General features: G+C 71.8%; 11 protein-coding genes. 6 read left to right on the top strand and 5 right to left on the bottom strand.

Annotated features, from left to right (window positions below; genetic code table 11):
• The first annotated feature begins 20 nt into the window (after positions 1-20).
• Positions 21-1,007: a heme A synthase gene (locus tag CEQ11_RS07745; protein ID WP_227718800.1), complete on the top strand. Its 987-nt coding sequence runs from the start codon at positions 21-23 to the stop codon at positions 1,005-1,007.
• A gap of 455 nt (positions 1,008-1,462) precedes the next feature.
• On the opposite strand, the gene CEQ11_RS07740 is transcribed toward CEQ11_RS07745, so the two are convergent.
• Positions 1,463-2,434: a heme o synthase gene (locus CEQ11_RS07740; protein WP_227718799.1), complete on the bottom strand. Its 972-nt coding sequence runs from the start codon at positions 2,432-2,434 to the stop codon at positions 1,463-1,465.
• Between the two features lie 342 nt (positions 2,435-2,776).
• Here CEQ11_RS07740 and tkt point away from each other — a divergent pair, with 342 nt between their 5' ends.
• Genes tkt through CEQ11_RS07715 form a run of 5 tightly spaced genes read left to right on the top strand, consistent with a single transcriptional unit; the run spans position 2,777 to position 10,173 of the window.
• Entirely contained in the window at positions 2,777-4,879 is a 2,103-nt protein-coding gene (gene tkt / locus CEQ11_RS07735; RefSeq protein WP_227718908.1) for a transketolase, read from the top strand.
• 2 nt (positions 4,880-4,881) lie between these two features.
• The gene (tal, locus tag CEQ11_RS07730) at positions 4,882-6,009 is read left to right on the top strand and encodes a transaldolase (RefSeq protein ID WP_088478248.1); all 1,128 of its coding nucleotides are present in this window, start codon (positions 4,882-4,884) and stop codon (positions 6,007-6,009) included.
• A gap of 57 nt (positions 6,010-6,066) precedes the next feature.
• Positions 6,067-7,668: a glucose-6-phosphate isomerase gene (locus tag CEQ11_RS07725; RefSeq protein WP_088478247.1), complete on the top strand. Its 1,602-nt coding sequence runs from the start codon at positions 6,067-6,069 to the stop codon at positions 7,666-7,668.
• Positions 7,658-9,235: a glucose-6-phosphate dehydrogenase gene (gene zwf, locus CEQ11_RS07720; protein ID WP_088478246.1), complete on the top strand. Its 1,578-nt coding sequence runs from the start codon at positions 7,658-7,660 to the stop codon at positions 9,233-9,235. Before CEQ11_RS07725 ends, zwf begins: the two co-directional genes overlap by 11 nt.
• Complete coding sequence (locus CEQ11_RS07715; protein ID WP_067188965.1) at positions 9,232-10,173, top strand: glucose-6-phosphate dehydrogenase assembly protein OpcA; 942 nt, start codon at positions 9,232-9,234, stop codon at positions 10,171-10,173. The genes zwf and CEQ11_RS07715 overlap by 4 nt, the downstream gene beginning before the upstream one ends.
• A 72-nt stretch (positions 10,174-10,245) precedes the next feature.
• Here the strand turns inward: CEQ11_RS07715 and secG are convergent, their stop codons facing one another.
• The 4 genes from secG to gap form a co-directional block, all read right to left on the bottom strand.
• Positions 10,246-10,497, bottom strand: a complete 252-nt coding sequence (secG, locus tag CEQ11_RS07710; RefSeq protein WP_067188963.1) for a preprotein translocase subunit SecG — start codon at positions 10,495-10,497, stop codon at positions 10,246-10,248.
• Between the two features lie 80 nt (positions 10,498-10,577).
• Positions 10,578-11,372: a triose-phosphate isomerase gene (gene tpiA, locus CEQ11_RS07705; protein ID WP_088478245.1), complete on the bottom strand. Its 795-nt coding sequence runs from the start codon at positions 11,370-11,372 to the stop codon at positions 10,578-10,580.
• Positions 11,373-11,375: 3 nt separating this feature from the next.
• On the bottom strand, positions 11,376-12,620 hold the full coding sequence (gene pgk / locus CEQ11_RS07700; RefSeq protein ID WP_067188959.1) for a phosphoglycerate kinase: 1,245 nt from the start codon (positions 12,618-12,620) through the stop codon (positions 11,376-11,378).
• A 148-nt stretch (positions 12,621-12,768) separates the two neighbouring features.
• Positions 12,769-13,776, bottom strand: coding sequence for a type I glyceraldehyde-3-phosphate dehydrogenase (gene gap / locus CEQ11_RS07695; RefSeq protein ID WP_067188957.1), 1,008 nt, complete (start codon positions 13,774-13,776; stop codon positions 12,769-12,771).
• Between the last annotated feature and the right edge of the window lie 143 nt (positions 13,777-13,919).

Here is a 13,919-nt window from a genome sequence, read left to right as displayed (position 1 = left end):
GACACGAAAGGACGGCAGACGTGACCGTCACCGACCGCCCCGCCGCACCGCTCCACGGTGCCGGGCTCGCCTCCGGACCCGATTGGCTGCCCTCGGCGATCACCAAGAGCACCGTTGTGCTGGCCGTGGCCAACCTGGTCGCGAACATGGGCATCGTGCTCACCGGCGGCGCCGTCCGGCTCACCGGCTCGGGGCTGGGCTGCCCCACCTGGCCGAAGTGCACCCCCGAGTCGCTCGTGAACACCGCGGAGATGGGCATCCACGGCGTCATCGAGTTCGGCAACCGGACCCTGACCGGCGTCCTCGGGATCCTCGCGCTTCTGCTGGTCGCCTGGGTGTGGCGGCTGCGGCAGAGCCACCGTGAGGTCTTCCTGCTCTCCGTCGGCATCCTCGCGGGCGTGGTGTTCCAGGCCGTGCTGGGCGGCATCACCGTGCTGACCCGGCTCAACCCGTGGATCGTGGGCGGCCACTTCATCGTCTCCGGCATCATGATCGCGATCGCCGCGATGCTGTGCCAGCGCGTCCGCGACGAGCACCGCCACGGCGCCGGGTACGCGTTGGTGGACGGCACCACCACCTCCGCCACACGCCGCGGCGCCTGGGCGATCCTCGCCCTCTCCGTGCTCATGGTCGTCCTCGGCACTGTGGTCACGGGCACCGGTCCGCACTCCGGGGACCCGGACGCCGTGCGACACGGATTCGACGCCCTCGTCGTGACCCGCTTCCACGCGCTGCCGGTCTACCCGCTGGTGTTCGCCTGCGTCGTCACCGCCGTGCTCGTCCTCAAGACCGCGGGCGCCTCCCAGGCCCAGCGCACCACGATCCTGATGGTGCTCGGCGTCATCGTCTACCAGGGCGCCGTCGGGTACTGGCAGCACCTGACCGGACTGCCCGAGGGCGTCGTGATCCTGCACCTGCTCGGCTCCGTGCTGACCATCGGCGCCGTCGTCTCCTTCTGGCAGCGCCAGACCAGCCGCTACGTCACCCCGGGCGCCCCGCTCGCCTGAGGCCGGCGCTCCGACCTCCGCAGGACGGCCTCTCACCCACACCCGGCTGAGGGGCCGTCCCGCGTCCGGGGGTCCGCGTCCGGAGGCTGACCGCCGTCCGTGTGTGTTGGGGGGGGTGAGCACCGACCCGCCCCAGCCTGCCCTCCCACACCTGTGCCCTCGATCCGATCCGGGGCATGCAAGGGTCGCTCCCCTTCGGATCGAAGGCACCGTGCCACCCCAGCCCCGCCACACACGTGCGCTCGATCCGATCCGGGGCATGCAAGGGTCGCTCCCCTTCGGATCGAAGACGCCGGGCCGTGTCTGCGGCGCCAGGCCGGTTGCCCTCGATCCGATCCTGGGCATGCGAGGAGTGCGCTGTTTCGGAACGAGGGCTTCCAGGGGGTCGGGGACACGCGACGGCCCCCTGCCTGCGGGAGGCGAGGGGGCCGTCGTCGGGGATCAGGAGGGGCGGTTCAGCCGCCGAAGGTCATCAGCGGGGCGCCCACGAACGGGTCCACGGCCAGCGCGATGAACAGCAGGGTCAGGTAGGAGATCGAGAGGTGGAAGACCTTCATGGCCTTGCGGTCCTCGAAGTCGCTGCGGGTCGCCTGACGCTGCAGCACATGCGACTCCCAGACGAACCAGCCGCCCACGCCCACGGCCACCACCGTGTACACGATGCCGGCCCAGCCCAGCGGGACGAGCAGCAGCGAGCAGGCCACGGTGGCCCACGCGTAGAGGACGACCTGGTTGGAGACGTGGTGCGCGGAGGCGGTGGCGCCGAGCATCGGGACGTCGGCGGCCTGGTAGTCGCGCTTGTACTTCATGGACAGCGGCCAGTAGTGCGGCGGAGTCCACAGGAAGATCACCACGAACAGAATGATCGCGGGCCACTCGATCGTCTCGCGGACCGCGGCCCAGGCGATGAGCACCGGGAAGCACCCGGCGATGCCGCCCCACACGATGTTCTGCTCGGTGCGGCGCTTGAGGATCAGCGAGTAGACGACTACGTAGAAGAAGATCGCCGCCGCGCCCAGCAGGCCGGCGAGCCAGTTGGCGCCGAAGGTGAGGATCACCAGGGACAGGACGGTGAGCACCCACGAGAACACCAGGGCCTCGCGCGGTGACACCTCACCGGTCACCAGCGGACGACGCTCGGTGCGCTTCATGACGCGGTCGATGTCCCGGTCGATGTAGCAGTTGAACGCGCCCGAGGCGCCTGCGGCCATCGCGCCGCCCACCAGGGTGGAGAGCATGACGAACACGTCCGGGAAGCCGCGCTGGGCGAAGATCATGGTCGGCAGCGTGGTCACCAGCAGCAGCTCGATGACACGCGGCTTGGTGAGCTCCCAGTAGGCGCGCGCCTTGCGCTTGAAGCCCACGGGCTCGCCGGCGACGCGGCCGGGGTGCTGCTCGGCTTCGGCGGTGCGGTCAACGGCGGTCACGGGCGACTCCACGGTGGATGACATCGACTTCTTCACGGGGCGGGGACGGGGGCGGCCCGCTGAACGCGCTCCCGGCGTGCAGGCGCGGTGGGTGCAGATGGGCCAACCTCCAGTGTACCGCGGATGGTGTCCGCCGGGCGGGCAGGGGGCGATTCCGCGCCGTCTCGGGGGATAGGCTTGCCGCGGCGGCGTGTCCGCACCGGCCGAGCGACCGGTGGGAGCGCCGTGGACAGAGATCGCCCGCCCGTGAGGAGTTCCGACGTGAACGAGTCCATCGCCCGCCCCGCCCGCGACCGTACCCGGCCGGCCCGCGGCCACGTCTACGGGGAGAAGGACCGGGCCATGGTGGACACGCTGCGCGTGCTCGCCGCCGACGCCGTGGAGAAGGCCGGCCACGGCCACCCCGGCACCGCGATGTCCCTGGCCCCCGTGGCCTGGGAGATCTTCCAGAACGTCCTTCACATCGACCCGTCCGACCCGCACTGGGCCGGCCGGGACCGCTTCATCCTCTCCGCCGGCCACTCCTCGCTGACGCTGTACCTGCAGCTGTTCGCCGCCGGCGCAGGACTCGAGCTCGAGGACATCGAAGCACTGCGCACCGAGGGCTCCAAGACCCCGGGCCACCCCGAGGTCAACCACACCACCGACCACGTCGAGATGACCACCGGTCCGCTCGGCCAGGGTCTCGCCTCCGCCGTGGGCTTCGCCTACGACCAGCGTCGCGTGCGCGGCCTGCTGGACCCGGACGCTCCGGCCGGAACCTCGCCCTTCGACCACCACGTCTTCGTCGTCGCCGGCGACGGCGACATCCAGGAGGGTGTCACCTCCGAGGCGTCCTCGCTCGCCGGCACCCAGGAGCTGGGGAACCTGGTCGTCGTCTACGACGCGAACCGCATCTCCATCGAGGACGACACATCCATCGCCTTCACCGAGGACGTCGCCGCCCGCTACCGCGCCTACGGCTGGCACGTGCAGGAGGTGGACTGGACCAACGGCGCCGACGGTCATGAGGTCACCGAGTACACCGAGGACACCGCCGCCCTCCACGAGGCACTCGTCGCGGCCAAGGCCGAGACCGGCAAGCCCTCGATCATCATCCTGCGGACCGTCATCGGCTGGCCCGCCCCCACGAAGAAGAACACCGGCGGCATCCACGGTTCCAAGCTCGGCGAGGACGAGCTGCGCGCCGTCAAGGAGCAGCTCGGCTTCGACCCGGACACCATGTTCGCGGTGGACCCGGGGCTCCTCGAGCACGCCCGATCGATCGGCGAACGGTCCGCGGCCTACCGCGCGATGTGGGACCAGGCCTTCGCTGCCTGGCGTGAGGCGTGCCCGGAGAACGCCCGGCTCTACGACCGCCTCGCCGACGGCCGGACGCCGGAGGGCCTGGAGGACGCGCTGCCCAGGTGGGAGCCCGGCTCGAAGGAGGTCGCCACCCGGGCCGCGTCCGGAGAGGTGCTCACCGCGCTCGCCGACGTCATGCCCGAGCTCTGGGGCGGCTCCGCTGACCTCGCCGGCTCCAACAACACCACCATGAAGGGCGAGCCCTCCTTCATCCCGGCCGACAGGTCCACGAAGGCCTGGACCGGACACCCGTACGGCCGCACCCTGCACTTCGGCATCCGCGAGTTCGCCGCCGGATGCATCGTCAACGGCATCGCCCTCGGCGGCCTCACCCGCGCCTATGCCGGCACGTTCCTCACCTTCTCCGACTATCAGCGCCCCGCGGCGCGCCTGGCGGCCCTGATGGGCGTCGGCTCCGTCTTCGTGTGGACCCATGACTCCATCGGACTGGGCGAGGACGGACCCACCCACCAGCCGGTCGAACACCTCGCCTCCCTCCGGGCCATCCCGAACCTGGACGTCGTCCGCCCGGCCGACGCGAACGAGACCGCCTGGGCCTGGCACACGGTGCTGAACCGTCCGGACCGTCCCGCCGGCCTCGTCCTCTCCCGCCAGAGCCTGCCGGTCCTGCCCCGCGGCGACGGATTCGCGGAGGCCTCCGAGGTCGCCCGCGGCGCCTACGTGCTCGTGGACGGCGCCGATGCCGAGGGCAACGCCGCCGACGCCCGGGTGCTGCTGATCGCCACCGGCTCCGAGGTGAAGCTCGCCGTTGCGGCCCGCGAACAGCTGCAGGCCGCCGGCATCCCCACCCGCGTGGTGTCCGCACCGTGCCTGGAGTGGTTCGCCGAGCAGGACGAGGAGTACCGCAACGCCGTGCTGCCGGACGGGCCGGACGCCCCCGTGCGCGTGTCCGTCGAGGCCGGCGTGGCCCAGCCCTGGTTCGAGCACACCGTCACCGCAGGCTCCCGAGGCGCCAGGATCAGCCTCGAGCACTACGGCGAGTCCGCCTCCGGTGAGCGCCTCTTCGAGAAGTACGGCTTCACCGCCGAGAACATCGTCTCCGTCGCGCAGAATCTGCTGGCGGAGCGGAAGGAGTCCTGAGCATGGTCGAGCAGGCAGCACAGAACCCGAACACCGCGGCCCTCGCGGCCGCGGGCGTCTCCGTCTGGCTGGACGATCTGTCCCGCGCCCGCCTTGTGGACGGCTCGCTGGCGGACCTGGTGGCGACCCGGTCGGTGACCGGCGTGACCACCAACCCGGCGATCTTCCAGAAGGCCCTCGAGGACGCCGACGTCTACGCCGCGCAGCTGGACGAGCTCGCCGCGGCCGGGGCGGACGTGGACGCCGCCGTCACCGCCCTGACGACCCGCGACGTGGCCGGCGCCGCCGAAGTGCTCGCGCCCGTCCACGCCGCCACGGAGGGGGCCGACGGCTTCGTGTCCATCGAAGTCGACCCCCGGCTGGCCCGGGACACCTCCGGCACCATCCGCCAGGCGCGCGAGCTCGCCGAGAGGATCGGGCGGCAGAACGTCATGATCAAGATCCCCGCGACCGTGGAGGGTCTGCCGGCCGTCACCGCCGTGCTGGCCGAGGGCATCAGCGTCAACGTCACGCTGATCTTCTCGCTGCCACGCTACCGAGAGGTCGTCAACGCCTGGATGTCAGGACTCGAGCAGGCCCGCTCCCGGGGCCGGGACCTGTCCCGGATCCACTCGGTGGCCTCGTTCTTCGTCTCCCGCGTGGACACGGAGGTGGACCGCCGCCTCGAGCAGATCGGCGGCGACGCCGTGCGCCTGAAGGGCAGGGCCGGGGTGGCGAACGCCCGCCTGGCCTACCGCATCTTCGACGAGTCCCTGCAGACCGAGCGCTGGCGCCTCCTCGAGGCCGCCGGCGCCCCGGTGCAGCGCCCGCTCTGGGCCTCGACCGGTGTGAAGGACCCCGCGCTGCCGGACACGCTCTACGTCACCGAGCTCGTCGCCGAGCGCTGCGTGAACACCATGCCCGCGGCCACCCTGGAGGCCGTCGCCGACCACGGTGAGATCGTCCCGGCGGTCATCCCCGGCGGCTATGCCGACGCCGACGCCCACCTCGACGCGATCGGCCACGCCGGGGTCTCCTATCGTGAGGTCGTGGACGTCCTCGAGGCCGAGGGCCTGGAGAAGTTCGAGACCGCCTGGGAACAGCTCCTGGACTCCGTGTCCGAGGGCCTGGCCTCCCGCCGCACCCGCTGACCGCCCACCGCCCGCACCGACTCGCCACGCGCACCGCGCAACCAGAAGGAGCACGCCATGAGCACCCTCGGACTGAGCGCCACCGGCGCCGCACTCGACGCCGTCGACCGCCACGTCCCCACCCTCGTCGAGGAGCGCTTCGCCTCCCGCCTCGCCGCAGAGGACCCGACGCTCTGGGGGCCGGCCGCCGAGGAGGAGTCCTCAAAGCGTCTGGGCTGGATCGATGCGGTCGCCCGTTCCCGTCCGCTGCTGCCGCAGATCTCCGAGCTGGCGGAGACGCTGCGCGGCGAGGGCGTGGACCGGGTCGTCCTCGCCGGCATGGGCGGCTCGTCCCTGGCCCCGGAGGTCATCGCCGGCACCGCCGGCAAGGAGCTCACCGTGCTGGACTCCACCGACCCGGACCAGGTGCGCGCGGCACTGACCGACCTGGACCGCACCGTCCTGGTGGTCTCCTCCAAGTCCGGCTCCACAGTGGAGACCGACTCCCAGCGCCGCATCATGGCCGAGGCGTTCACCGCCGCGGGCATCGACGCGGCCTCCCGGATCGTCGTGGTCACCGACCCGGGCTCGCCGCTCGAGCAGACCGCCGTGGAGGCCGGCTACCGGGCTGTCTTCACGGCCGATCCGACCGTCGGCGGACGCTACTCCGCGCTCACCGCCTTCGGCCTCGTCCCGGCCGGGCTCGCCGGGGTGGACGTCGAGACCCTGCTCGACGACGCCGAATCCGTGCTCGACCTGCTCACCGAGGACGACGAGGACAACCCGGGCCTGCAGCTCGGCGCCGCGCTCGGCGGCACCCTGCCGCTGAGGGACAAGCTGATCGTCTCGGACGCCGGTTCGGGCATCGTCGGCTTCGGCGACTGGGCCGAGCAGCTCATCGCCGAGTCCACGGGCAAGCAGGGCGTGGGCCTGGTGCCGGTCGTCGTCGACGACGGCGCCCCGGAGACCTCGTCGGACGCCGCGGACCTGCTCCAGGTGGTCCTCGCCGGAGACCTGGACGGCGTCGCCGCCCCGGCCCACGGCGTGGTCGTCTCCGGCTCGCTCGGCGCCCTGCTGCTCGTCTTCGAGGTGGCCACCGCCGTCGCCGGCCGACTGCTGGGCATCAACCCGTTCGACCAGCCGGACGTGGAGGCCGCCAAGGCCGCCGCCCGTGAGCTGCTGGACTCCCCCGTCGTCGCCGAGGAGCGCGGCGACGAGGTGGAGGGCATCGCCGTCTCCGGCCTGCCCGCCGACGCCGACGCCGGCTCGCTCACCGACGTCCTGCGCTCCACCCTGGCCCTGCTGCCCGAGGACGGCTACCTGACCGTCCAGGCCTACATGGACCGCCACGCCGACGCCGATCTGGAGGCCCTGCGCCCCGTCCTGGCGCAGGCCTCCGGCCGTCCGGTCACGTTCGGCTGGGGCCCCCGCTTCCTCCATTCGACCGGCCAGCTGCACAAGGGCGGCAGGCCGAACGCCGTGGTGCTCCAGCTGACCGCCGATGCCGCCGCGGACCTCGACGTCCCGGAGCGTCCGTTCACCCTCGGCCGTCTCATCGCCGCCCAGGCCTCGGGCGACGCCGCCGTGCTCGCCGACCACGGCCTGCCGGTGGTCCGCCTGCACCTGACCGACCGCACCGCGGGCATCGCCGCCCTGCGCACCGCCGCAGATGCGCTCTGAGCCCTCCCGCGCGCAGCGCTGGGCCACCGTGTCCAACCCGCTCCGCGACCCGCTGGACCGCCGGCTGACCCGTATCGCGGGTCCGTCGTCCCTCGTGCTCTTCGGCGTCACGGGCGACCTGGCCCGCAAGAAGCTGCTCCCGGCGATGTACGACCTCGCCGGCCGGGGCCTGCTGCCCCCGGGATTCTCGCTGGTCGGCTTCGGCCGCCGTGAGTGGTCCGACGCCGAGTTCGCCGAGTACGTGCGCGCCGCCGTGGAGGCCGGGGCCCGCACGCCGTTCAACGAGACCGTCTGGCAGCAGTTCTCCGGCGGCCTGCGGTTCATCTCCGGGGCCTTCGACGACGACGCGGCCTACGAGCGGCTCGTGGAGGTCCTGACGGAGCTGGAGTCCTCGCGCGGCACCCGGGCCAACACGGCGTTCTACCTCTCCATCCCTCCGAGCTGGTTCGAGGAAGTCTGCCGCCAGCTGGCGGAGGTCGGCCTGGCAGAGGACTCCGGGGACCGGGACGCCGCCTGGCGTCGGGTGGTGATCGAGAAGCCCTTCGGCCATGACCTGGACAGCGCCCGCGAGCTGAACGAGGTCATCGAGCGCGTGTTCCCGCCCGAGTCGGTGTTCCGCATCGACCACTACCTGGGCAAGGAGACGGTCCAGAACATCCTCGCCTTCCGCTTCGCGAACCGGATCTTCGAGCCGCTCTGGTCCGCCGAGCACGTGGACCACGTGCAGATCACGATGGCCGAGGACATCGGCATCGGCGGCCGCGCCTCCTACTACGACGGCGTGGGCGCCGCCCGCGACGTCATCCAGAACCATCTGCTGCAGCTGCTCGCCCTGACTGCCATGGAGGAGCCCCTCTCCTTCGACGCGGACCACCTGCGGGCCGAGAAGGAGAAGGTCCTCGCCGCGGTCGAGGTGCCCTCCGATCCGCGGGAGATCGAGGCCGCCTCGGCACGCGGCCAGTACACCTCCGGCTGGCAGGGCGGCGAGCAGGTCACCGGCTTCCTGGACGAGGAGGGCTTCAACCCCGCATCGACCACCGAGACCTACGCCGCCCTCAAGGTCGGCATCCGGACCCGCCGCTGGCAGGGCGTGCCGTTCTACCTGCGCGCCGGCAAACGCCTGGGGCGCCGCGTCACCGAGATCGCCGTGGTCTTCAAGCAGCCGCCGCACCTGCTGTTCCCCGTGCGCCCGGGTGACGAGTTCGGCCAGAACGTCGTGGTGATCCGCGTGCAGCCGGACGAGGGCGTGACCCTGCGATTCGCCTCCAAGGTGCCCGGCACCCAGTCCGAGGTCCGTGACGTGACCATGGACTTCGGCTACGGCCACGCCTTCACCGAGGACTCGCCGGAGGCCTACGAGCGGCTGATCCTGGACGTCCTGCTGGGCGAGCCGCCGCTGTTCCCCCGCCAGGCCGAGGTGGAGCTGTCCTGGCGCATCGTGGACCCCTTCGTGAAGCACTGGGAATCGATGCCCGGCCAGCCCGAGCCCTACGACCCCGGCTCCTGGGGGCCGCCCTCGGCACACGACCTGCTCATCCGCGACGGCCGGCAATGGAGGCGCCCGTGAAGATCCGCATGGAGGACACCACCACCTCGGAGGTGGCCAAGCGCATCACCCGGCTGCGCGAGGCCGGCGGGGTGGTCACCCTCGGCCGCGTGCTGACCCTCGTGATCAGCACGGATCTCGACGGCGTCGAGAAGGCGCTCGATGCCGCGAACGCCGCGTCCCTCGAACACCCCTGCCGCATCATCGTGCTGGCCCTCGGCGACCGCACCGCGCAGAACCGGCTCGACGCCGAGATCCGCGTCGGCGGGGACGCCGGCGCCTCGGACGTGGTGGTGCTGGCGTGCCACGGCGCCAATGCAGAGCCGACCGAGGCCCTCGTCTCCGCCCTGCTGCTGCCGGACGCGCCGATCGTGGTCTGGTGGCCGGGGGTCGCTCCGCACGTGCCCTCCGAGACCCCGCTGGGCCGGCTGGCGCACCGCCGCATCACGGACACCGCCGCGTCCCCCTATGCCGAACGCGCCCTCTGGGCCCGCCGAGACGGCCATCGGGCCGGGGACACCGACCTGGCGTGGACCCGCCTCACCCTGTGGCGGAACCAGCTCGCCGCGATCCTGGACGACCAGGATCCGCGCGAGATCCGGTCAGTCACCGTGGACGGCGCCCCGGACTCCCCCTCGACGCTGCTGCTGGCCGCCTGGCTCACCCAGGCGCTGCGGGTCCCGGTGACCATCGCCCACACGAAGCGCGGCCACGGCATCCGCGCCGTCCGCCTGCGCCGCCACCGCGGTGACATCGTGCTCTCGCGTTCACAGTCCGCGGTGGCCAGGCTCTACCAGGCCGGCCGTCCCGTGCAGCGCATCTCTCTGCCCCGCCGCACCGACCAGGACTGCCTGGCCGAGGAGCTACGCCGCCTGGACCCGGACGAGATCCTGGGCCGGGTCCTCTCGGAAGGCCTGCCCCGGACCGATCTGGAGGCTGTGCAGGCCAGTGAGCGCTGACAGACGCGAAGGCCCCCTCCGTGCGCGGCGAGAGCGCCGGGCACGGAGGGGGCCGTCGTCGAGGTCCTTCGGTCAGAACTCCACGTTGAGGCGGGCGATTAGTCCGATCAGGACGATCATCACCGCCCAGAGCACCGCGGTCGTCACGGTGACGCGCGCCAGCAGCTTCTGCGAGGCCCCCGAGGCGGACATCGAGGAGGACACACCGCCGCCGAACATGTCGGAGACGCCGCCGCCGCGGCCCTTGTGCAGCAGCACCAGCAGGATCAGCAGGACGCTGGACAGCGCCACCAGGACCTGCAGGATCACCATCAGGATGTCCACGGATCACTCCTCGTGAGAGGGCGGAGGGACCACATCCGGCCCCTGCGCCGTGATGTTCTCGGCTCGGGAATCCCGCCTGCTCAGGAGGCGGAGTCGAACTGGACGATCCTAACAAACTCGTCCGCGTCGAGGCTGGCACCGCCGACCAGCGCGCCGTCCACGTCCGGCTGCGCGAGCAGCTCGGGCGCGGAGGCCGCCTTGACGGAGCCGCCGTAGAGGATGCGGACCGACGCGGCGGTCTCCTCCCCGGCGAGGCGCTCGAGCTCGGCACGCAGGGCGGCGCACATCTGCTGGGCGTCGTCGGCGCCGGCGACCTCGCCGGTGCCGATGGCCCACACCGGCTCGTAGGCCACCACGACCCGGCCGATCTGCTCGGCGGACAGCCCGTCCAGGGCCGCCGTCAGCTGGGCCACGGTGTGGTCCACGTGCCGGCCTGCCTGGCGGACCTCCAGGCCCTCGCCGACGCAGAGCACCGGCACCAGGCCGTGCTCGAGCGCGGCGGCCACCTTGGAGGCCACCACGGCGTCGTCCTCAGCGTGGATCTCGCGTCGCTCCGAGTGCCCCACGATCACGTAGGTGCAGTCCAGCCTGGCGAGGAAGGCGCCGGAGACGTCGCCGGTGTAGGCGCCGGAGGCGTGCGGGGACAGGTCCTGGCCGCCGTAGGCGAGCTCGAGGCGGTCGCCCTTGACGAGGGTCTGGACGCTGCGCAGGTCGGTGAACGGCGGGAAGACCGCCACCTCCACCCGGTCCTGGTCGTGGCCGGCGTCCTTCAGGCCCCAGGCGACCTTCTGGACGAGGTCCACGGCCTGCATGTGGTCCAGGTTCATCTTCCAGTTGCCCGCGATCAGCGGGATGCGCGCAGTCTGCCCTGCCATGGCTCAGGCCTTCCCGCCGGACAGGGCCGACACGCCCGGCAGCTCCTTGCCCTCGAGGTACTCCAGGGAGGCGCCGCCGCCGGTGGAGATGTGGCCGAACTGGCCGTCCTCGAAGCCCAGGGTGCGCACGGCCGCGGCCGAGTCGCCGCCGCCGACCACGGACAGGCCGCCGGCCGCCGTGGCCTCGGTGAGACCCTGGGCCACGGCGCGGGTGCCCTCGGCGAAGGCCGGGAACTCGAACACGCCCATCGGACCGTTCCAGAACACGGTCTTGGCGCCGGCGACCTCGGCGGCATAGGCCTGGGCGGTCGCGGGGCCGATGTCCAGGCCCATGGCCTTGTCGCCGTGAGTCCCGGAGGCCAGGGCGTCCACCGGGAGGACCTCGTGCTCGGCGTCCTTGGCGAAGCCGGAGGCCATCACGATGTCGGTGGGCAGCACGATGGTGGCCGCGCCCTTGCCGGAGCGCTCCAGGTAGCCCTTGACGGTGTCCAGCTGGTCCTCCTCGAGCAGGGAGGAGCCGACCTCATGCCCCTGGGCCTTGAGGAAGGTGAAGAGCATCCCGCCCCCGATGAGCAGGGTGTCCGCCTTCTCCAGCAGGTTGTCGATCACGGCGAGCTTGTCCGACACCTTCGACCCGCCCAGGACCACCACGTACGGGCGCTCCGGGGACTCGGTGAGACGGGTGAGGACCTCCAGCTCGGTCGCCACGAGCGGGCCCTGGTAGGCCGGCAGCAGGGAGGCGATGTCCGCCACGGAGGCGTGGGCTCGGTGCACGGCGCCGAAGGCGTCGCCCACGTAGGCGCCGTCCGCGCCGGCGAGGGCGGCCATCTCCTTCGCGAGCTCCTGCCGCTCGGCTGCATCCTTGGAGGTCTCGCGGGCGTCGAAGCGCACGTTCTCCACCAAGAGGACCTCGCCCTCGGCCAGGGCTGCGGCCTTCTGCCGGGCGGAGGAGCCCGTGACGTCGTCGGCCAGGGCGACCTCGGCGCGGAGCAGCTCGCTCATGCGGGCGGCCACCGGGGCGAGGGAGAACGTCGGATCCGGCTCGCCCTTGGGGCGGCCGAGGTGGGCCATGACGATCACCTTGGCGCCGGCGTCGGCGAGCTCCTTGATGGCCGGCAGGGACGCACGGATGCGGCCGTCGTCGGTGACGGTCGAGCCGTCCAGCGGCACGTTCAGATCGGACCGGATGAGCACGGTGCGTCCGCGCACTCCCGCGGAGAGCAGGTCGTTCAGGGTCTGGGCGGTCATCGGGCGTCCTCCTTGGCGCGACGGGAACCGGGATGGGGTCGTGAGGGGGCACACGCGCGCTCGTCGGCGACGGTGCCGTCAGGTCGAGTCTAGGCAACGGCCCGCACCGACGTGCGGTCGGTGCGGGCCGTGGCTGTCACTGCCGCGCTCAGAGGGTGGCGGCGATGTGCGAGGTGAGGTCGAGCAGCTGGCAGGTGTAGCCGTACTCGTTGTCGTACCAGCCGATGATCTTGACGGTCTGGCCGATCGACTTGGTCAGCGGGGCGTCGAAGGTGCAGGCGGCCTCGGTGGTGACGATGTCCGAGGAGACGATCGGGTCCTCGGAGTACACCAGGCGGCCCTTCATCTTCTCGCTCTCGGCGGCCTTCTTGAAGGCGGCGTTGACCTCGTCGACGTCCACGTGGCGGGTCAGCTCGACGGTGAGGTCGGTGGCGGAGCCGGTGATGGTCGGCACGCGCATGGCGAAGCCGTCCAGCTTGCCCTCGAGCTCCGGGATGACCGCGCCGATCGCCTTGGCTGCACCGGTGGAGGTCGGCACCATGTTCTGCGCGGCGGCGCGGGCACGGCGGCGGTCCTTCTTGTGGACGTTGTCGTGCAGGTTCTGGTCGCCGGTGTAGGCGTGGATGGTGGTCATGATGCCGTCGACGATGCCGAACTCGTCGTTCAGCACCTTCACCATCGGGGCCAGGCAGTTGGTGGTGCAGGAGGCGTTGGAGACGATGTGCATGGTCTGCGGGTCATACTTGTCCTCGTTCACGCCCATGACGAAGGTGCCGTCCACGTCCTTGCCCGGGGCGGAGATGACGACCTTCTTGGCGCCGGCGTCCAGGTGGGCCTTGGCCTTCTCGCCGGAGGTGAAGATGCCGGTGCAGTCGATCACGATCTCGACCCCCAGCTCGCCCCACGGCAGCGCAGACGGGTCCGGTTCGGCGAACATCTTGACGGTCCGGCCGTTGACGACCAGGCCGTCGTCGGCCAGCTCGAGCTCCCCCGGGAAGGTGCCGAGGATGGTGTCGTACTTGGTCAGGTAGAACAGGTCCTCATTGTCGGCCAGATCGTTGATGGCCACGAGCTCGAGGTCGGGAGTGCGGTCCAGGATGACGCGGAGGGCGTTGCGTCCGATGCGTCCGAATCCGTTGATGGCGATCTTGGTCATGCGTGCCTCTGTTCCTCGCGCCCTCGGACGGGCGCATGCTGGTTGTTGACGGTGGGGACGGACGTGGGGCTGCGCCGGCGGGCGGCGCCGGTTGCGGGTCCGCCCGGACCCCGGGGCGGTGGCATGCCCCGGGGTCGCGAGCG

It is taken from the genome of Micrococcus sp. FDAARGOS_333 (genome assembly GCF_002206575.2).
Taxonomy (GTDB): Bacteria; Actinomycetota; Actinomycetes; order Actinomycetales; family Micrococcaceae; genus Micrococcus; species Micrococcus lylae.
Note: the sequence above shows the minus strand (reverse complement) of the source record. Positions and strands in the feature narration are given on the sequence as shown.

Bases quoted from the DNA above. Each gene is read 5' to 3' on its own strand.
- zwf (WP_088478246.1), top strand. From the start codon at position 7,658: ATGCGCTCTGAGCCCTCCCGCGCGCAGCGCTGGGCCACCGTGTCCAAC.
- gap (WP_067188957.1), bottom strand. From the start codon at position 13,776: ATGACCAAGATCGCCATCAACGGATTCGGACGCATCGGACGCAACGCC.
- pgk (WP_067188959.1), bottom strand. From the start codon at position 12,620: ATGACCGCCCAGACCCTGAACGACCTGCTCTCCGCGGGAGTGCGCGGA.
- tkt (WP_227718908.1), top strand. From the start codon at position 2,777: ATGGTGGACACGCTGCGCGTGCTCGCCGCCGACGCCGTGGAGAAGGCC.
- tpiA (WP_088478245.1), bottom strand. From the start codon at position 11,372: ATGGCAGGGCAGACTGCGCGCATCCCGCTGATCGCGGGCAACTGGAAG.
- tal (WP_088478248.1), top strand. From the start codon at position 4,882: ATGGTCGAGCAGGCAGCACAGAACCCGAACACCGCGGCCCTCGCGGCC.
- CEQ11_RS07725 (WP_088478247.1), top strand. From the start codon at position 6,067: ATGAGCACCCTCGGACTGAGCGCCACCGGCGCCGCACTCGACGCCGTC.